General features: G+C 66.3%; 18 protein-coding genes. 15 read left to right on the top strand and 3 right to left on the bottom strand.

Translation table 11 applies throughout. The annotated features are described in order from the left end of the window. Positions 1-34: 34 nt before the first annotated feature. Positions 35-1,633, bottom strand: a complete 1,599-nt coding sequence (locus M3I53_RS00255; protein ID WP_254314009.1) for a YdiU family protein — start codon at positions 1,631-1,633, stop codon at positions 35-37. A gap of 153 nt (positions 1,634-1,786) precedes the next feature. Here M3I53_RS00255 and M3I53_RS00250 point away from each other — a divergent pair, with 153 nt between their 5' ends. From M3I53_RS00250 to M3I53_RS00215, 8 genes are all read left to right on the top strand, one after another. Then, positions 1,787-3,475: a 3-(methylthio)propionyl-CoA ligase gene (locus M3I53_RS00250; RefSeq protein WP_254314008.1), complete on the top strand. Its 1,689-nt coding sequence runs from the start codon at positions 1,787-1,789 to the stop codon at positions 3,473-3,475. A 245-nt stretch (positions 3,476-3,720) separates the two neighbouring features. Further along, positions 3,721-5,802: a 3-hydroxyacyl-CoA dehydrogenase NAD-binding domain-containing protein gene (locus M3I53_RS00245; protein WP_254314007.1), complete on the top strand. Its 2,082-nt coding sequence runs from the start codon at positions 3,721-3,723 to the stop codon at positions 5,800-5,802. A gap of 43 nt (positions 5,803-5,845) precedes the next feature. After that, positions 5,846-6,481: a bifunctional nicotinamidase/pyrazinamidase gene (pncA, locus tag M3I53_RS00240; RefSeq protein ID WP_254314006.1), complete on the top strand. Its 636-nt coding sequence runs from the start codon at positions 5,846-5,848 to the stop codon at positions 6,479-6,481. A 53-nt stretch (positions 6,482-6,534) separates the two neighbouring features. Then, complete coding sequence (locus tag M3I53_RS00235) at positions 6,535-7,713, top strand: acetyl-CoA C-acyltransferase (RefSeq protein ID WP_254314004.1); 1,179 nt, start codon at positions 6,535-6,537, stop codon at positions 7,711-7,713. Between the two features lie 172 nt (positions 7,714-7,885). Then, complete coding sequence (locus M3I53_RS00230) at positions 7,886-8,188, top strand: Dabb family protein (RefSeq protein WP_254314368.1); 303 nt, start codon at positions 7,886-7,888, stop codon at positions 8,186-8,188. 8 nt (positions 8,189-8,196) lie between these two features. Beyond that, the gene (locus tag M3I53_RS00225; protein ID WP_302057505.1) at positions 8,197-8,724 is read left to right on the top strand and encodes a PaaI family thioesterase; all 528 of its coding nucleotides are present in this window, start codon (positions 8,197-8,199) and stop codon (positions 8,722-8,724) included. A 110-nt stretch (positions 8,725-8,834) separates the two neighbouring features. After that, positions 8,835-9,833 (top strand): NADP-dependent oxidoreductase, encoded by a 999-nt coding sequence (locus M3I53_RS00220; protein ID WP_254314003.1) that lies wholly within the window; start codon positions 8,835-8,837, stop codon positions 9,831-9,833. A gap of 88 nt (positions 9,834-9,921) precedes the next feature. Beyond that, a complete protein-coding gene (locus tag M3I53_RS00215) occupies positions 9,922-10,803 on the top strand; it encodes an SDR family oxidoreductase (RefSeq protein WP_254314002.1) in 882 nt (293 codons plus the stop codon). 159 nt (positions 10,804-10,962) lie between these two features. Here M3I53_RS00215 and M3I53_RS00210 read toward each other — a convergent pair whose 3' ends face one another. Both M3I53_RS00210 and M3I53_RS00205 read right to left on the bottom strand, forming a co-directional pair. After that, positions 10,963-11,817 carry an NRDE family protein gene (locus M3I53_RS00210; RefSeq protein WP_254314001.1) on the bottom strand — a complete coding sequence of 285 codons (855 nt, stop codon included), beginning with the start codon at positions 11,815-11,817 and terminating at the stop codon, positions 10,963-10,965. A 91-nt stretch (positions 11,818-11,908) separates the two neighbouring features. After that, positions 11,909-12,928 (bottom strand): folate-binding protein YgfZ, encoded by a 1,020-nt coding sequence (locus M3I53_RS00205; RefSeq protein ID WP_254314000.1) that lies wholly within the window; start codon positions 12,926-12,928, stop codon positions 11,909-11,911. A 77-nt stretch (positions 12,929-13,005) separates the two neighbouring features. Here M3I53_RS00205 and mltG point away from each other — a divergent pair, with 77 nt between their 5' ends. From mltG to M3I53_RS00170, 7 genes are all read left to right on the top strand, one after another. Then, positions 13,006-14,016, top strand: a complete 1,011-nt coding sequence (mltG, locus tag M3I53_RS00200; protein WP_254314367.1) for an endolytic transglycosylase MltG — start codon at positions 13,006-13,008, stop codon at positions 14,014-14,016. After that, a complete protein-coding gene (gene tmk, locus M3I53_RS00195; protein ID WP_254313999.1) occupies positions 14,017-14,637 on the top strand; it encodes a dTMP kinase in 621 nt (206 codons plus the stop codon). 88 nt (positions 14,638-14,725) lie between these two features. Then, complete coding sequence (locus M3I53_RS00190; RefSeq protein ID WP_254313998.1) at positions 14,726-15,769, top strand: DNA polymerase III subunit delta'; 1,044 nt, start codon at positions 14,726-14,728, stop codon at positions 15,767-15,769. 51 nt (positions 15,770-15,820) lie between these two features. After that, positions 15,821-16,606, top strand: a complete 786-nt coding sequence (locus M3I53_RS00185; RefSeq protein WP_254313997.1) for a TatD family hydrolase — start codon at positions 15,821-15,823, stop codon at positions 16,604-16,606. A gap of 67 nt (positions 16,607-16,673) precedes the next feature. Continuing rightward, on the top strand, positions 16,674-17,399 hold the full coding sequence (locus M3I53_RS00180; protein ID WP_254313996.1) for an ankyrin repeat domain-containing protein: 726 nt from the start codon (positions 16,674-16,676) through the stop codon (positions 17,397-17,399). A gap of 85 nt (positions 17,400-17,484) precedes the next feature. After that, positions 17,485-17,847, top strand: coding sequence for a Rap1a/Tai family immunity protein (locus M3I53_RS00175; RefSeq protein ID WP_091995200.1), 363 nt, complete (start codon positions 17,485-17,487; stop codon positions 17,845-17,847). A gap of 207 nt (positions 17,848-18,054) precedes the next feature. After that, positions 18,055-19,392 (top strand): mechanosensitive ion channel family protein, encoded by a 1,338-nt coding sequence (locus M3I53_RS00170; protein WP_254313995.1) that lies wholly within the window; start codon positions 18,055-18,057, stop codon positions 19,390-19,392. The last annotated feature ends 20 nt before the right edge of the window (positions 19,393-19,412 follow it).

Here is a 19,412-nt window from a genome sequence, read left to right as displayed (position 1 = left end):
GTGGGAAACAAGGATCACATAGATGGGGGCGCGCTCAAGAAGAGCAACTGACTTCGAGCGAACTCGCCCAGTCGGGCGGCAGCCCCGCGTACGACGCGTTTTCGGGCTGCTCGTCGAATGGCCGCTCCAGCACCTTGGCGAGCCGCTCCACTTCGCTGAAGTCCTTTTGCGCGGCACGCTCGATCGCCGTTTGCGCGAGGTGATTGCGCAGCACGTATTTCGGATTGGTGCGGTTCATCGCCTCGGCGCGCGCGGCGTCGTCGCGTGTTTCGTCCGTGAGGCGCGCGCGGTAGTCGGCGGCCCACGCGTCGAACGCGGCGCGATCGAGAAAGAGATCGCGCACCGGCGTGTCGCCGCTCGCGTCATGCTTCGAAACGCGCGCGAGATTTCGATACGTGAGCGTGAAATCGGCCCGGTTGGCATGCATGATTTCGAACAGCTTGTTCGCGAGCGCGTCGTCGCCTTCGCGCTCGTGTTCGAGGCCGAGCTTCGCGCGCATGCGCGCTTCGAGCGCGGGCGCGAAGTGCCCCTTGAAGCGTTCGAGCACGCCTTGCGCGTCGGCCACCACACGTTCGCCGCGCTTCTTTTCGTCGGCGATGTCGTAGTGCGCGCCGAACAGCGGCACGAGCGCCTGCGCGAGGCAGAAGAGATTCCAGTACGCGATCTGCGGCTGCATGCGGTACGCGTAGCGGCCCTGCGAATCCGAATGATTGCAGATGTGGTTGGCGTCGAAGCCGTCCATGAAGCCGAACGGACCGTAATCGATCGTGAGGCCGAGGATCGACATGTTGTCGGTATTCATCACGCCGTGGCAGAAGCCCACGGCTTGCCACTCGACCATCAGCGCTGCCGTGGTGCGCACCGCTTCGTCGAGCAGGGCGAGGTATGGGTCGTCGGCTTCGCGCAGTTGCGGATAGAAGCGCGCAATCACGTGGTCGGCGAGCGCGCGCAGCGCGTCCACGTCGTCGTGGGAATAGAAGTGCTCGAAGTGGCCGAAGCGCACGAAGCTCGGCGACACGCGCGTGACGACCGCAGCCGTTTCCATGTCTTCCCGGCGCACGGGCTGGTCGGAGCCGGTCACCGTGAGGGCGCGCGTGGTCGGAATGCCGAGATGATGCATGGCCTCCGAGCACAGGAATTCGCGGATCGACGAGCGCAGCACCGCGCGGCCGTCGCCCATGCGCGAGTAGGGCGTGCGGCCCGCGCCTTTGAGCTGGATCTCGTTGCGCCTGCCCTCGTGCTCGACCTCGCCGAGCGTGAGGGCGCGGCCGTCGCCGAGCTGGCCCGCCCATACGCCGAACTGGTGGCCGGAGTAGACCGTTGCGTACGACATGGCCGAAGGCGAGCGCTCGCGCGTGAAATTCCCGCTGAAGAACGCGGCGAACGCAGGGTCGGCAACGGCGGATGCATCGAGCCCGAGTTGCGCGGCCATGGCCTGCGAGAAGCCGACAACGTAAGGCGCAGGCAGCGGCGCGCCGGGCAGACGCGTGTAAAAGCGTGCGCCGAGCGCGGCGAAGGCGTCTTCGCGCGGCACAATCAGTGCGCGTTCGAAGTCGGCGAGCGGACCGGTGGCGGGCGGGTGCGTAGCGGACGAGCCGCCTTGGGAGTCGGGAGTGCCTGGTGAAAACGACATATTGAGGGCCTGTTGAATAGTCGATATTGTAAGTCCGCACCCGCCGGCGTGCTGGGGCACGTTCGAAGCTTGCCGGCGAGCCAGCCCGATGCGCCAAACACAACGCCAGACAACGCCAGACAAAGCCGATCAAACGCGAGGAGACCGCCACCGATGACTGCGCCGCTGCTGGGACAGATGATGGATGTGCCGCTCACGCTCCCGTCGTTGATTGCGCATGCGGCGCGCCACCATGGCAGCGCGCAGATCGTCTCGCGCCGCGTCGAGGGCGACATTCACCGCTACACCTACCGCGAATGCGAGGTGCGCTCGAAGCAGCTTGCCCAGGCGCTCATTGCGCTGGGCGTGGCGCCGGGCGAGCGCGTCGGCACGCTGGCCTGGAACGGTTACCGGCACCTCGAAGCCTATTTCGGTGTGACCGGATTCGGCGCCGTGTGCCACACCATCAATCCGCGGCTCTTTCCCGAGCAGATCGCGTGGATCGTCAATCACGCCGAAGACCGCTACGTGCTGTTCGACATCACGTTTGCCGCGCTCGTCGACACGCTCGCGCCGCAATGCCCGAGCGTGCGCGGCTGGATCGCGTTGTGCGACGAGTCGCACCGGCCGGCAATGCGCACGGAAGTGCTCTGCTACGAAACGCTGCTCGCCGCGCAGGATGGCCACTTCGCGTGGCCGGAACTCGACGAGCGCAGCGCCTCGAACCTTTGCTACACGTCCGGCACCACGGGCAACCCGAAAGGCGCGCTGTACACGCATCGCTCGTCGGTGCTGCATGCCTATGGCGCGTCGCTGCCCGACGCCATGGGGCTCTGCGCGCGCGATGCGATCTTGCCCGTCGTGCCGATGTTCCATGTGAACGCATGGGGCATTCCGCATGCGGCGCCGCTCACGGGTGCGAAGCTCGTCATGCCCGGCAAGGATCTCGACGGCAAGTCGCTTTACGAACTCATGGAAGCGGAAGGGGTCACCGCTTCGGCCGGCGTGCCCACGGTCTGGCTCGGCTTGCTGGCGTATGTGCGTGCAGCGGGCGTGCGTTTTACCACGCTCCGGCGCACCGTGGTCGGCGGCTCGGCCTGCCCGCCGGCGATCCAACGCGCCTTCGAGGACGACTACGGCGTGCAGACCATCCACGCATGGGGCATGACGGAGATGTCGCCGCTCGGCACGCTCTCGAGGCTCAACTGGGAACAGTCGGAGCGTCCGCGCGAAGCGCAGCAGGCACTGCTCGAAAAGCAGGGGCGCGTGATTTTCGGCGTGGACATGAAGATCGTGGGCGAAGACGGGCGGGAATTGCCGTGGGATGGCGTGACGTTCGGCGACCTGCACGTGCGCGGGCCGTGGGTGATCGACCGTTATTTCCGCCAGGAAAGCGGCTCGCCGCTCGTGGACGGTTGGTTCCCCACGGGCGACGTCGCCACGATCGACCCCGACGGCTTCCTGCACATCACTGATCGCAGCAAGGACGTGATCAAGTCGGGCGGCGAGTGGATCAGCTCGATCGACCTCGAAAACATCGCAGTGGCGCATCCGGCCATCGCGGAGGCCGCGTGCATTGCCTGCGCGCATCCGCGCTGGACCGAGCGCCCGCTCATCGTTGCGGTGAAGAAGCCCGGCGCCGCGGTCACGCGTGAAGAACTGCTCGCATACTTCGAAGGCAAGGTCGCGAAATGGTGGCTGCCCGACGACGCCGTGTTCGTCGACGAATTGCCCCATACGGCGACGGGCAAGCTGCAAAAGCTAAAGCTGCGCGAGCAGTTCCGCGCCTACGTGTTGCCGACCGCGCTCGCCGCGCAGGGCTGTCCGCTCGATCCGGCGCAAGACGCCGCGAAGCGCGGATAAGCCGCCCCGAGCCGCCCGCGCAGCCGCGCAAGGTTCTCCGGCGCAGCCATTTGGCTGCGTTTTTTTTCTTCCGACTTTTACCCTCCGATCCGCCGGATTCGAGTGTTCAGTACAAACCCTGGCGTCCGCAGCGCAGCAAAAAATTGAACGAACGTTCTTTTTTGGGTATTCTGCCTGCTGACCGGGAATGTCGGACAATGAAACCGACGACGCACATCGCGGCCCGCAAGCATGGAGGCAGGCAAATGGCAGTGGACTACACGACTCGCGACGGCGTCGCCGTCATCACGCTCAATAATCCGCCCGTCAACGGCCTCGGGCATTCGACCCGCGCAGGCATTGTCGAGGGCCTCGCGCGCGCCGCTAGCGATCCGGCCGTTGCGGCCATCGTGATCACGGGCGCCGGCAAGGCGTTCTCGGGCGGCGCGGACATCACCGAATTCAACACGCCCAAGGCGATGCAGGAGCCCACGCTCCACACGGTCATCAAGGAAGTCGAAAAGAGCGCGAAGCCGGTCGTGGCCGCGATCCATAGCGTGGCCATGGGCGGCGGTCTCGAACTGGCGCTCGGCGCGCACTACCGTATCGCTGCTCCCGGCGCGCAGATCGCGCTGCCCGAGGTGAAGCTCGGCATTCTGCCGGGCGCGGGGGGCACGCAGCGTCTGCCGCGTGCGATCGGCCTTGAAGCCGCGCTCAACATGATCGTTACGGGCGCGCCGGTGATGAGCGAAAAGCTAGCGAATTCGGGGCTCTTCGACGCCATGGCGCAAGGCGATCTGCTCGACGAGGCAATCGCATTCGCGCGCAAGGCGGCCGACAAGGCGGCCCCGCATCCGCTCGTGCGCAATCGCAAGATCGAACACGCGAACGCCGAAGGCTTCCTGCAGTTCTCGCGCAACACCGTGGGCGCGATGGCGAAGAACTATCCCGCGCCGGTGAAGTGCGTCGACGCCATTGCGGCGGGTGTGAAGCAGGGCTTCGAAAAGGGCCTCGCCTTTGAGCGCGAATGCTTCCTCGAGCTCGTGCAGACGCCGGAAAGCCGCGCGCTGCGCCACGCGTTCTTCGGCGAGCGTGCTGCCAGCAAGACTCCCGATGTGCCGTCGAGCACGCCCACGCGCGACATCCAGAAGGTCGCGGTGATCGGCGCGGGCACGATGGGCGGCGGCATCACGATGAACTTCCTCAACGCGGGCGTGCCGGTCACGCTGCTGGAAACGAAGCAGGAAGCGCTCGATCGCGGCCTCGCCACGATCCGCAAGAACTACGAAGCGCAGGTCAAGAAGGGCAAGCTCACGCAGGAGAAGGTGGAAGCGCGCATGGCGCTCATCAGCCCGACGCTCTCCTACGACGACCTCAAGCAAGCCGATCTCATCATCGAAGCGGTGTTCGAAGAACTCGGCGTGAAGGAGCAGGTATTCAAGCGCCTCGACGAAGTCGCCAAGGCTGGCGCGATACTCGCCTCGAATACCTCGACGCTCGACGTCGACAAGATCGCGGCGTTCACGAAGCGTCCGCAGGACGTGGTGGGTCTGCACTTCTTTAGTCCTGCCAACGTGATGAAGCTGCTCGAAGTCGTGCGCGGCAAGGAAACGGCCAAAGACGTGCTCGCCACCGTCATGCAGGTCGCCAAGAAGATCCGCAAGACGGCCGTGGTTTCGGGCGTGTGCGACGGCTTCATCGGCAACCGCATGATCGAGCAGTACGTGCGTCAGGCGCTCTACATGCTCGAAGAAGGCGCGCTGCCCGCGCAAGTGGACCGGGCAGTCGAGAAGTTCGGCTTCGCGATGGGGCCGTTCCGCATGAGCGACCTGGCCGGCAACGATATCGGCTGGGCCATTCGCAAGCGCCGCTATCAGGAACACCCGGACATGAAGTACTCGAAGATTGCCGATCGTCTCTGCGAGACCGGCCGCTTCGGGCAGAAGACCGGCGCGGGCTGGTACGACTACAAGGCGGGCGAGCGCAACGCCCTGCCTTCGAAGCTCGTCGACGAGATGATCGTGGCGTACTCGAAGGAAGCCGGTGTGGAACGCCGCAAGATCAGCGACGAGGAAATCGTCGAGCGTCTCGTGTTCTCGCTCGTCAACGAAGGCGCGAAGATTCTCGAAGAAGGCATCGCTTCGAAGGCGTCGGACATCGACATGGTCTATCTCACGGGCTACGGCTTCCCGCTGTGGCGTGGCGGCCCGATGCTGTATGCCGACACGGTCGGCCTCTACAACGTCGAGCGCGCGATTCGCCGCTATGCGCAGCAGCGCAATGGCGAGGCGTGGGAAGTCGCGCCTTCGATCGTCGAGCTCGCTGCCACTGGCGGTACGTTCAACTAAGCATCACTTACGGACGCAAGGCGGACGAACAGGCGGACGAACAATGAGAAGCGCAGACGACGTGCTCCTGCTGATCGACCTGCAATACGACTTCATGCCCGGCGGCGCGCTTGCTGTCGCGCGCGGCGATGAAGTCGTGCCGGTTGCGAACCGGCTCGCGCAGGGCTTCAGCCACGTGGTGCTCACGCAGGACTGGCACCCGGCGCAGCACGTATCGTTTGCGGCCAACCACGCGGGGCGGGCGCCGTTCGAGACGACGGCGCTTCCCTACGGTGAGCAGGTGCTGTGGCCCGTGCACTGCGTGCAGGGCACCGAAGGCGCGGCGCTGCATCGCGACCTGGACGTGCCGCATGCGCGCGCGGTGATCCGCAAGGGCCATCACGCCGACGTGGACAGCTACTCCGCGTTTCTCGAAGCCGACCGCAAGACGCCCACGGGCCTCGCGGGTTATCTGCGCGACGTGGGTGTGAAGCGCGTGTACTGCTGCGGCCTCGCGACCGACTATTGCGTGGCGTGGTCCGCGCTCGACGCGCGCGCCGCGGGCTTCGAAACCGTGCTGATCGAAGACGCCTCGCGCGCCATCGACCTGAACGGCTCGCTTGCCGCCGCGTGGCAGCAGTTGCTCGCCGCCGGTGTACAGCGCGCGCAATCGGCCGAGGTGCTGGCACTGTCCGCCTGAACGTCCAATCAAAGACATCCTCTGGATTCAACATTCGTAGTGGGAGACATCGCATGACTGACGCCGTAATCGTATCGACCGCCCGCACGGGCCTCGCCAAATCCTGGAAGGGCGGCTTCAACATGACGCACGGCGCCACGCTCGGCGGCCATGTGACGCAAGCCGCCGTCGAGCGCGCGAAGATCGACCCCGCGCGCGTGGAAGACGTGATCATGGGCTGCGCGAACCCCGAAGGCGCCACGGGCGCGAATATCGCGCGCCAGATCGCGCTGCGTGCGGGCCTGCCCGTGAGCGTGGCGGGCATGACGGTGAACCGCTTCTGTTCTTCCGGACTCCAGACGATCGCGCTTGCCGCGCAACGCGTGATCGCGGGCGAAGGCGACGTGTTCGTCGCGGGCGGGGTGGAATCGATCTCGTGCGTGCAGAACGAGATGAACCGCCACATGGTGGCCGAAGGCTGGCTCAACCAGCACAAGCCCGAAATCTACTGGAGCATGCTGCAAACGGCCGAGAACGTCGCGAAACGCTATGAAATCCCGAAGGATCGCCAGGACGAGTACGGCGTGCAGTCGCAACTGCGCGCGGCGGCCGCGCAGGCAGCCGGTCTCTTCAACGACGAAATCGTGCCGATGACGGTGCTCGCCGGGGTGGCCGACAAGGCCACTGGGCAGCTCGTCACGAAGGAAGTAACGATCGCCGCCGACGAAGGCATTCGCGCCGACACGACGCTCGAAGGCGTTGCGAAGATCCGCACGGCGATGCCGGGCGGCGTCATCACGGCCGGCAACGCGAGCCAGTTCTCGGACGGCGCGAGCGCCTGCGTCGTGATGAACGCGAAAGTCGCGGAACGCGAAGGCCTGCAGCCGCTCGGCATTTTCCGCGGCTTCGCCGTGGCGGGCTGCGAGCCGGACGAGATGGGCATCGGTCCTGTGTTCGCCGTGCCCAAACTGCTCAAGCAGACGGGCCTGAAGGTCGAGGACATCGATCTGTGGGAGCTGAACGAAGCATTCGCGGTGCAGGTGCTGTATTGCCGCGACAAGCTCGGCATTCCCGCCGACCGCCTGAACGTGAACGGCGGCGCGATTGCGGTCGGTCACCCGTATGGCGTGTCGGGCGCGCGCCTCACGGGCCACGCGCTCATCGAAGGCAAGCGCCGCGGCGCGAAGTTCGTCGTGGTGACGATGTGCATCGGCGGCGGGCAGGGTGCTGCCGGCCTCTTCGAAGTCGTCTGACGCCAGGGCGCGGCAGTGGACAGCCGCTGCCGCACTCACCATTTCATCGCTTTCCCGCTGCTCCACGCCCGCCGGGCCGCCCTCGCGCCCGAGCCGCTGCGGGTATCATGACGGCAGTCGGCGCGCGCACAATGCGGCGCCTGTTCCCATGCAGACTGAAAGAGGTGAGTTCGTGATTCGTCATATCGTGATGTGGAAGCTCAAGGAATCGGCCGAAGGCGCGACGCGCGCCGAGAACGTCGTGAAGTTCAAGGCGCTGCTCGAAGGCTGCCGCGATCTCGTCCCTGGCACGCTGCACCTGGAAGTCGGCGTCGCCGGGCCGGGCCTCGCTTCCACGTACGACCTCGTACTCGTTTCCGACTTCGCCGATCAGGCCGCGCTCGACGGCTATCAGGACCACCCCAAACATCTCGTCGTGAAGCAGTTCGCGAAGCTCGTGGTCGAATCGCGCCAGTGCGTGGATTACGCGGTCTGAAACGCATCATGACCGGTACCGCAGATCAACCGCACGGCGGCGGCGCGCCAAAAAGCGAAGACGCTCAAGAACCGCAAACGTCGCTTACGATCATCGAGAGTCCCTTCGTCGAGCATCTCGGCGCGCAACTCGTGAGCGCGCGTGACGGCGCGAGCGAAGTCGTGCTGCCGCTTGCCGAACGGCATCTGAATACATGGGACGTCGCGCACGGCGGCGTCACGATGACGCTCGCCGACATCGCGCTCGCCATGGCGGCGCGCAGCGTCGCCGCCGACGGCGTGGGCGTTGTGACCGTCGAAATGAAAGTGAACTTCATGCAGCCCGGGCGCGGCGAATTGCGCGCCACGGGCCGCGTGCTGCACCGTTCCACCACCATGGCCTATTGCGAAGGCGAGATTCGCGACAGCGAAGGCCATTTCGTCGCCAAGGCGCTCGGCACCTTCAAGTACATGCGCCGGCTTGCGGTGGGCCGCGACGTGACGCGTCAGCGTCTGCGCAGCGACCCCAGCGCACGGCCGGGCCCAAGCGACGGTTAAACGCGCAATCGGGCGCGTGCGAGGGCTTTGCTCGTGCGCACCCGGTTGCTGTTCTCTCGCGCGGCACGCGTGCAACGCCTCGCCGCGCCCAACGAAGCAACACGGACGCCATGACCCAGACCAATCGCCAGATCCTGCTCGCTTCGCGCCCGGAAGGCGCCGCGAGCGTCGATAACTTCCGCCTCGTCAAAACGCCGCTCGCACCGCTCGAAGAGGGTCAGCTGCGCGTGCGCAACCACTACCTCTCGCTCGATCCGTACATGCGCGGGCGCATGAACGACAGCAAGTCTTACGCGGCGCCGCAGCCGCTCGACTCGGTGATGATCGGCGGCACGGTGGGCGAGGTGGTCGAGTCGCGCAACGCGAAGTTCAAAGTCGGCGACAAGGTCGTGGGCATGTTCGGCTGGCAGGAGTTCGGCACCTCGAACGGCAGCGACCTGCATGTCGTCGATACGACGCATGTGCCGCTTTCCGCGTACCTCGGGCCGGTCGGCATGCCGGGCGTCACCGCGTGGTACGGCCTGAATCGCATCATCGAGCCGAAGGCGGGGCAAACCGTCGTCGTGAGCGCGGCGAGCGGCGCGGTGGGCAGCGTGGTCGGCCAGCTTGCGAAGCGCGCGGGCTGCCGCGCGGTAGGTATCGCAGGCGGCGCGGACAAATGCCGCTATGTCGTGGACACGCTCGGTTTCGACGCATGCGTCGATTACAAGGCCGGCAATCTCTATGAGGACCTCAAGGCCGCGACGCCGGACGGCGTCGACGGCTACTTCGAGAACGTCGGCGGCGCGGTGCTCGACGCTACGCTCGCGCGCATGAACGCCTTCGGCCGCATCGCGCTGTGCGGGATGATCGCCGGTTACGACGGCGAGCCGATGCCGCTCAAGTACCCGCAGCTGATGCTCACGCAGCGCCTGCTCGTGCAGGGCTTCATCGTGAGCGAGCACATGGAAGTGTGGCCGCAGGCGCTGACGGAGCTGGGTACGCTGGTCGCGAAGCAGCAGCTCGCGTATCGCGAGACCGTGGCCGACGGGCTCGAGAACGCGCCCAGCGCGTTCCTCGGCATGCTCAAGGGCCAGAACTTCGGCAAGCAGCTCGTCAAGCTGATCTAACTATCCGAACGTGAGCGCAAGCGCCCGGAAAGGGCGCTTCGCTTTTCCGTGCGCAGTATTCACCGCAACCTTCACCGCAGGATTCGCAATGTCCGAACCGTTTGAGTTCGACGGCCGCGTGGCCGTCATCACGGGCGCGGCAAGCGGCTTTGGCCGCGCGTTCGCGCAGCAGGCCGCAGCGCTCGGCATGAAGCTCGTGCTCGCCGATGTCGATCAGACACTGCTCGACGAAACCGTCAATGCATTGCGCGAAGGCGGCGCGCAGGCCATCGGCGTGCGCACCGACGTGCGCGACGCCGCGCAGGTCGACGCACTCGCTAAGGCCGCGCTCGACGCCTATGGCAAGGTCCATCTGCTCTTCAACAACGCGGGTGTCGGCACCGGCGGCTTCGTGTGGGAAAGCAGCGCGAAGGACTGGGACTGGGTGTTCAGCGTGAACGTGATGGGCGTCGCCAATGGCGTGCGCAGCTTCACGCCAGCAATGCTCGCGCAGGGCGAGCGCGCGCATATCGTCAACACCGCTTCGGTGGCGGGGCTGCTTTCGCCGCCCGCCATGGGCGTGTACAACGCGTCCAAGCATGCCGTGGTCTCGCTCACCGAAACGCTCTATCACGACCTGAAGAATGTGACCGACAAGGTGAGCTGCTCGCTGCTGTGTCCGGCCTTCGTGTCGACCGGCATTGCGAACGCCGAGCGCAGCCGCCCCGACGATCTGCGCAACGAAGCGCCGCTCACGCGCTCGCAGCAGGCCGCCGATTTGCAGTTGCAGCGCGCGGTGCGTTCCGGCAAGCTCACGCCCGACGACGTCGCGAAGGCGACATTCGAAGCAGTGCGGGAAGGGCGCTTCTATATCCTCACGCATCCGCAGATTCTTCCATCGGTGAAGCTGCGTCATGAGGACATCGAAACATTGCGCAACCCGACCGATCCGCTCTCGCTCAAACCAGAAGTCAAGAAAGCGCCGCAATAAACGCGGCGCACGGGGGCCGTGCGATGCCACTCACCGCGAAGATCGCAGTCGTGCTCGCGGTAGGGCGCGCGGCCCGTTCGGGTAACCATGTGGGCGCGCGCAGCAATAGGCCGCTCACACGCTGCGCGTGGCGTTCGTCACGGGCGACTGAAAGGCTGCTCAGCCTCGTTCGATCGTAAAGGTCTCGCGGCGCTCGAAAGCGCCCGGGCGGACGACGCGATGCGCGCCGTCGTCGTCGCTGCGCTCCAGTGCTTCCACGTCCAGTAGCGCGCCGCGCAGCGTGACGCGCAGTGCCGTGGTGCCGCGCGTCCCGTAGTCGGGCGTTTCGATGAATGCCGCGGAAAGCGCGCGTTCGCGTTCCAGCGAAATGCCCGTGGCGGGCAACTCTCGGTCGGGCGCGACCTGCGGATCGCGCATCATGTCAACTAGCCGCGCGAGTGGGACTTGCGCGTCGCCGGTGGCGAGCTGCGCGAGTTCCGCGCGCTTGCGTACGAGCTTGGGCCACGGCGTGTCGAGCACGGCATTCGAAATGCCGTGCGTGCCTTCGGGCAGCAAGGCAGGCGCGCGGTCCGCGCGATTGCAGTACCACGCCAGCTCGCGCCGCGTCCACTCGCCGACGATCAGATTGAAGCCGTTGTAGAGATCGCCCGAGCGCGCGATCTCCTCGAGATAGCCGAGCGGCGTATCGGGCAGGCCTTGCGCGCCGGTGAGCCAGCGCGAGACTAGCGTGCCGCGCGTGGGCGCGTCGGGGCGCATGTCGTTCGGCGCGCGATAGTTCGTGAGCGCGGCGAAGCGGCCGCTGCGCGTCATGCCGAGCCACGTGCCGCCGCCGACGAGATCGCGGCCCGCCAGCACGTCCGTTGCCGAGCTGCCAGGCGAGGTGACCTCGTCCGAGGCGTTCCACCAGTGCAGCGGGTCGGCGGTCCGGCGCAGGAACTCGTCGCGGTTGGCCGCTAGCGTGAAAAGCGCGCCGACGCTCGCGCGTGGACGCCAGTCGAAGACGATCAGGCACATGAAACTGGCCCTTGCAGGGTCGGGTCTGGGGCCACGCCCGGGCAACGCGAGGCGCCAGGCGCCTCACGTGAGATGGACGCGGTGCGCAGCGTCAAATTTCGGCCGGCAACGCGTACGGCAGCGGCAACACGCGCAGCGCGGGGCCGTCCGCAGCGCCGAGATGCACGCTGCCCGTTTCGAGCGCGGCAAGCTTGATCTCGGCGAGCAGATCGACGCCGCCCTCGGGCGCGGCGGCGGCGTTCACGACCATTCCGCAGGGCTGGCTCGGGTCGTCCGAATGGAAGAGTTCGGCGCCCGCATGCGCGGCGCCCAGACTCGCGGCCACATTGGCGAGCGCGGTGCGGCGCTTGATCGTGCCGCGATACTGGCTGCGCGCGACGATTTCCTGGCCAGGGTAGCAGCCCTTGCGGAAGTTCACGCCGCCGAGCACGTCGTAGTTGACCATCTGCGGCACGAACTGCTCGCTCACGGCCTGCGTGATCCGCGGCTCGCCCGCGCGAATGTCGAGCCAGTCCCACACCGCCGGCGACACGCGCTTGACCAAACCCTCGAGCTTCGCGAGACGCTCCTGCACCGCTTCCTTCGGGCCGACCCACAGATAACGCAGCACGCCGGCCGCGTCGGGCACCCGGATCAGCGTGCCTGTGGGGTCGTCCACCTTCACGTGCACGCCGTCGGGCAGCGCGTCGAACACGCTCGCGAGCGCGCCGCGTACGTCGCCTGCGAGGCCGACCACGAGCAGCTTGTCGCTGTCGTCGGTGAGCTTGGCCTTCGCGCGCAGCACGAACATCGACAGCCGTTTTTGCACCGGCGCTTGCACGTCCTTCGAAATCAGGAGACGGATCGTGTCGCCGGTCTTCCAGGTGAGGAACGAGGCGAGCAGACGGCCCTTGGGCGAGCAGTAGCCCGCGAGGCGCGCGCCGGCCACGTCGAGATGCTGGACGTCGTTGGTGAGCTGGCTGTGCAGGAAGGTCGCGGCGTCGTCGCCAGTGGCGTCGATCACGCCGAACTGCGGCAGGATCGCGTAGGCGCCGCCTTTCAGAACGGCGTCGAAGTCGGCCGTGGATTCAGGAGCGGAAAGCGTGGAAGCGGGATCGAGCGGTGAGTTCATGGATTCGGGGAACAGTCAATCCTGACTTTAGCGAGGGCAAGCAGTTATTATATGAGGTCCCCCTGAGTCGTGTTTCCATGTCCCTTCTGAAGAAATGCCTTGTTGCCGGCGCCGCGCTAGTCGTGATTGGCGCCGCCGCGGCAGGCGGCGTATGGCGCTGGGCCACCACGCCGCTCGAACTGGCCGCCCCACAGCTCGACGTCACCATCAAGCCGCACAGCACCGTGCGCAGCGTCACCCTGCAATTGCGGCGCGGCGGCGTCCCTGTGCAGACGCAACTTTTCGTGCTCATGACGCGCGTGCTCGGCTTGCAAAGCCAGCTCAAATCGGGCAACTACGAATTCAAGGCGGGCGTTACGCCCTATGAGGTGCTGCAAAAGATGGCGCTCGGCGACGTGAACGAGTCCGCCGCCACCATCATCGAAGGCTGGACCTTCAAGCACATGCGCGCCGAACTCGACGCCAACCCCGCGCTGCGCCACGACACGGCCGGGATGAGCGATGCCGAACTGCTCGCGGCGATCGGCGCGCCGCCCGCGCCGAACGGCAGCGGCGAGGGGCTGTTTTTCCCCGACACCTATCTGTTCGACAAGGGCTCGAGCGACCTCGACGTCTATCGCCGTGCGTACCACCTGATGCAGACGCGCCTGAACGAAGCATGGACCGCGCGCGCGCCTGGCTTGCCGCTGAAGTCGCCCTACGAGGCGCTGACGCTCGCGTCGCTGGTCGAAAAGGAGACGGGACGCGCCGCCGACCGCGCGCTCGTGGCGGCCGTGTTCTCGAACCGCCTGAAAGTGGGCATGCCGCTGCAGACCGATCCGGCCGTGATCTACGGTCTGGGCGACAACTACGCGGGCCATTTGCGCAAGCGCGATCTGCAGTCGGACACTCTTTACAATACCTACCTGCGCCTCGGGTTGCCGCCAACGCCCATTGCGCTGCCGGGCGTCGCGGCGCTCCAGGCGGCGCTCAATCCGGCATCGACGGCTGCGCTGTACTTCGTGGCGCGCGGCGACGGCAGCAGCGTCTTTTCTGACAATCTTGTCGACCACAACAAGGCCGTCGACAAATACATCCGGGGAAATTAAATGGCGCGGGGCCGATTCATCACGTTCGAGGGCATCGACGGCGCGGGCAAGACCACGCATCTCGCCTGGTTTTGCGATCAGCTCGCCCAGAAACTCGCGCCGACGGGCCGTACCGTCGTCATGACGCGCGAGCCCGGCGGCACGCCGCTGGGCGAGTCGATCCGGGAACTCGTGCTGCATCAGCCGATGGACCTCGAAACCGAGGCGCTCCTGATGTTCGCGGCGCGCCGCGAACATCTCGCCAAGGTGATCGAGCCCGCGCTCGCGCGCGGCGACTGGGTGCTGTCCGACCGTTTCAGCGACGCCACCTTCGCCTATCAGGGCGGCGGCCGCGGGCTGCCGCGCGACAAGCTCGAAACGCTGGAGCGCTGGGTGCAGGGCGGTTTCCAGCCCGACCTGACGGTGTTGTTCGACCTGCCGCCCGACACGGCGAGCGAGCGGCGCGGCGCGGCGCGCGAACCCGATCGCTTCGAAAGCGAATCCGACGCGTTCTTCAAGCGCACGCGCACCGAATACCTGCGCCGTGCGGAAGAGGCGCCGTATCGTTTCGCGATCGTCGATTCGTCGCAGGGCATCGAGGCGATTCGCAAAAAACTCGAGGATGTGATCGCAGCGCTTTAATTTCAAGGCGGTATTTGGCGTTCTTTTCAGGACTGCGCGATCTCCATGTGAATCTTGCTAGAGATCGCTTAACCCATTGATTCCGAAGATGATCTATCCCTGGCAAAGCGACGACTGGCAACGCCTGCAGCAACTGCGCAGCCACTGGCCGCATGCGCTCCTGCTGCATGGCCAGGCGGGCATCGGCAAGCTGCAGTTTGCGCAGCATCTGGCGAAGGGGCTGCTCTGCGAAGCGCCTCTGGCGGGCGGCGAGCCGTGCGGCGCCTGTGCAGCGTGCAAATGGTTCGTCCAGGGCAATCATCCGGATTACCGCATCGTCGTGCCCGAGGCATTGGCGGGCGAAATCGGCCCGCCCGGCGACGATGACGCCAAAGCCGACAAGGCTGACAAGGCCGACGGCGAAGAGGGCAAGAAGGGCCGTGCGCCCAGCAAGGAAATTCGCATCGAGCAGGTGCGGGCGCTGCTCGACTTCACGGGCGTGGGCTCGCATCGCGGCGGCCTGCGCGTGGTCGTGCTGTATCCGGCCGAGGCGCTCAACGTCGCCGCCGCCAACGCGCTGCTGAAGACGCTAGAAGAGCCGCCCGCGGGCGTGGTGTTCCTCGTGGTGTCGGCGCGCATCGACCGCCTGCTGCCGACGATCATCAGCCGCTGCCGCCAGTGGCCCATGGGCACGCCCGCGCCCGAAGCTGCCGCGGCCTGGCTCGCGCAGCAGGGCGTGGACGACGCGCCGGCGCTGCTCGCCGAAGCCGGTGGCGCGCCCCTCGCGGCGCTTGCGCTCGCGCACGACGAAAACCGTACGCTGCGCGACTGGACCCTGGCCCAGCTCGCGGCGGGCCCCGCCTGCGACGCCTTCGCGTGCGGCGAGACGCTGCAGAAGCTGCCGGTGCCGCTCGTGCTCGGCTGGCTGCAGCGCTGGGTCTACGATCTGCTTGCCCAACGCACGGCGGGCCGCCCGCGCTACTTCCCGCAGGCCGCCGGCGGCCTCGCGCGCTGCGCCGCGAAGCTCGACGCTGCGGCGCTGGCGCGCTACCTGAAGACGGTCACACGCCAGCGCGCCGTGGAAAACCATCCGCTGAATGCGCGCCTCGTGTTCGAGGAACTCTTTCTCGGCTATCGTGAACTGTTCGCCTGACGGGCGCTGACGCACCCGATCAGGCCTGAATCTTCCATCGCAGGACCACTCATGTTTGTCGATTCACATTGCCACATCAATTTCGAGGGCCTCGGCGACCGCCTCCCGCAGGTGCTCGAGAACATGCGCGAGAACGCCGTCACCCACGCGCTGTGCGTCTCGGTGGACCTCGAAACGCTGCCTTCGGTGCTCGACATCGCGAGCCGCTACGAGAACGTCTACGCGTCGGTGGGCGTGCATCCCGATCACGAGCACATGCGCGAGCCGAGCGTGGCCGAACTGGTCGAGCTGGCCGGGCACCCGAAGGTGGTGGCGATCGGTGAAACGGGGCTCGATTACTATCGCCTGGGCGAGCGGACGATCGCCGACATGGAATGGCAGCGCGAGCGCTTTCGCACGCACATTCGAGCGGCGCACGCCACGGGCAAGCCGCTCATCGTCCATACGCGAGCCGCTTCGGACGATACCCTGCGCATCATGGAAGAAGAGCGCGCGGGCGAGCCGGGCGGCGTGATGCATTGTTTCACGGAGCCGTGGGCGATAGCCGAGCGCGCGCTCGCGCAGAATTTTTACATCTCGCTTTCGGGCATTGTGACGTTCAAGAGCGCAACCGACGTGCAGGAAGTGTCGCGCCGTGTGCCGATCGAGCGCCTTTTGATCGAAACCGATTCGCCATACCTCGCGCCGGTGCCATTTCGTGGCAAACCCAATGAACCTGCGTACGTGAGCCATGTCGGAAGATTCATTGCGCAGCAACGCGGACTGCCGGACGCCGAACTTGGCGCTGTCACCACGCAGAATTTTTTCCGGCTCTTCAAGATCCAGCCACCGGCCTGAATCGCGAACCGCATGCTGTCAATTGTATTGAATATCAACGAGATAGCAGATAACGTTAAGGCTTGACATGAACTTGAAACCGCTTCCGCACGCCACAAACCCTGTCCGCCGTACTGCCGCCGCGCTCGTGCTCGGCGTCGCCGCCACCTTGTTCGGCGCCGCGGCGCACGCCGCGCCGCTCGACTCGCTCATCAAGAGCGTCAAGTTCGACGACGACAAGGGCGTGCAAAAAGCGCTCGCGCAGGGCATGGACCCGAACGCCACCGACGACCAAGGCATGCCGCTCCTCGTGCTGGCCGCGCGCGAGAAGTCCGACAAGGTCGGGGCGCTGCTGCTCGACAACCCGAAGACGAACATCGCCGCCGAAGACCGCGCAGGCGAAAACGCGCTGATGCTTGCCTCGCTCAACGGCGACGTGGACTTCGTGAAGCTCCTGATCACCAAGGGCGCCGAGGTCAACAAGAAGGGCTGGACGCCGCTGCACTACGCCGCCGCGAACGGCAATGACGACGTCGCGAAGCTGCTGATCGGCTATTCGGCCGACGTCAACGCGCTGTCGCCCAACGGTACGACGCCGCTCATGATGGCCGCGCGCGGCGACCATCTCACTACTCTCCAGATGCTGCTCGAGCACGGCGCGACGCTTGGCGCGAAGAACCAGATCGGCATGACGGCGCTCGATTTCGCGCGCCAGTACAAGGCGCCGGACGCGATCAAGGACCTCACGGCGCGCATGACCCAGGCCGGCCTCTCCACGGCGAGCCCGGCAGCGCCGCAAAACAGTGCAAAATAATGGGGATAAAGACGGCCGCACTGGACCAACGCGGCCGCCCGGCGGCGCTCGATGCGCCGCTCCCCATGACAATTCAAGGAGAACCATGCTGCGGGTTCTGATCTGTGCGGGCGCGATGGCGTTGCCGCTCTCCGCTTTCGCATTCACGGCAAGCGACCTCAACCGGCTCTGCACCAAGACCGATGTGGCTTCGCGCAGCGCGTGCGCTGCCTATATCGAAGGTGCCGCGGACGGCATCTTCAACACCATCGACGCCATCGGCGGCACTACCGGACCGCGCGTGGGTCAATACTTCTGCCTGCCGCCCGATGCTCGTTCGGCGCAACTCACCGACGCGGTGCGCAAGTACATCGCCGACAACCCGAACGTGGCCGGCTACAACGCCAGCACTGCCATTTCGCTCGGGCTCGGCAAGGCGTTTCCCTGCAAGACCGGCAACGGCGGTTGAAGCCGCCGGGGTTCGAGTCGTAATCCGTAGTCCGTAGTTAGACATAGCGACAAACACGGCGCGGCACCGAACTGCCGCCGCGCCGTTCATCTTCGAGGCCGCGGCGAGGCCAGCTGTCACTTTCGCCGCAGCCGTCCGCGGGCCTGCGCCCGTGCCGTTTCCAAGCGTCGCCCTTTGCTCAGGATGCTCAGGAGGAACTGGCCGCAGATGCCGACACTCGACGATCTTTCCCATTTCACCGACGCGCCGCTGCACGACTGGCTCGGCACGTTGTTCATGAGCGCGCTCGCGCTCGTTTTCGCGTTCGGCCTGCACTGGGTCGGCGGCCGCGTCTTGCTGCGCATCGCGCGCCCCTATCCGCGGGTCAGCATGTTTCTGCGCTATATCCGCAAGCCGGCGCTCGCCGTGCTCGCGATCCTCGCGATCGAATTCGTCTGGTGGCAGGCGCCCGATACGCTCAGGCACATCAGCGGGCTGCGCGAGCTGTGCGCGTTCGCGTTGATCGCCGCGATCACCTGGCTTTCGGTGCGCTGCGCGGCGGCGATCGGCGAGGCCATCATCGCCGCCCATCCGCTCGACATCGCCGACAACCTCCAGGCCCGCCGCATCCACACCCAGGCCCGCGTGCTCGCGCGCACGGTGATGGTGCTCATCATCATCGTGGGCGTGGGCGCGGCGCTCATGACCTTCCCGAACGTGAGGCAGATCGGCGCGAGCCTGCTGGCTTCGGCCGGGGTTGCCGGTCTTGTCGCCGGTATCGCGGCACGCCCCGTGCTAGGCAATCTGATTGCCGGTCTGCAGATCGCGCTCTCCCAGCCCATCCGGCTCGACGACGTGGTCGTAATCCAGGGAGAGTGGGGGCGCATCGAGGAAATTACCGGCACCTATGTTTCGGTGCGAATCTGGGACCAGCGGCGGCTCATCGTGCCGCTGCAGTGGTTCATCGAGAATCCGTTCGCGAACTGGACGCGCAGCAGCTCGCAGATCATCGGCACGGTGTTTCTGTGGCTCGACTACCGCATGCCGCTCGCGCCGCTGCGCGAAGCGCTCGCGCGCATCGTCGACGGTGCGCCCGAATGGGACCGCCGCGTGCAGGTTTTACAGGTCACCGACGCCAACGAGCGCGCGATGCAGGTTCGCGTGCTGGTGAGTTCGCGCGACTCCGGCCTGAACTTCGATTTGCGCTGCCGCGTGCGCGAAGGGCTGCTCGATTTCGTCAACGAGCACTATCCGCAGTTCCTGCCTCGCGCGCGCGCCGAAGTTTCCGCGGAGCTCGAAAGCAGTACCGGTGAACTGCCGTCCTTCGTGCGTCGTCCCGTGCGGCAGGCGGCGGCGAGCACGGCGGCCCATACCGAGGCGGATCCCGTGACGGGCACGCGCGTGCCGGGAGACGGCGAGGAGCTCGAGACGCACCGCCCGGCGCGGCCACACGAAGCGTCGGCGCCTAAGGCGTCGGAAGCGGCCAGGGGAGCGGACGCAGCGCAGTCTGCGCGAGCCAATGACGCCCGCGAGCCGGCGACCGAAAGCCGCCGCGACAATGGTTGATAACCGCTGATAGCGGTCGA

The organism is Paraburkholderia sp. CNPSo 3272 (assembly GCF_024206495.1).
Lineage (GTDB): Bacteria > Pseudomonadota > Gammaproteobacteria > Burkholderiales > Burkholderiaceae > Paraburkholderia.
The sequence above is the reverse complement of the archived record's forward strand: the minus strand, read 5'-3'. Positions and strand labels throughout refer to the sequence as shown.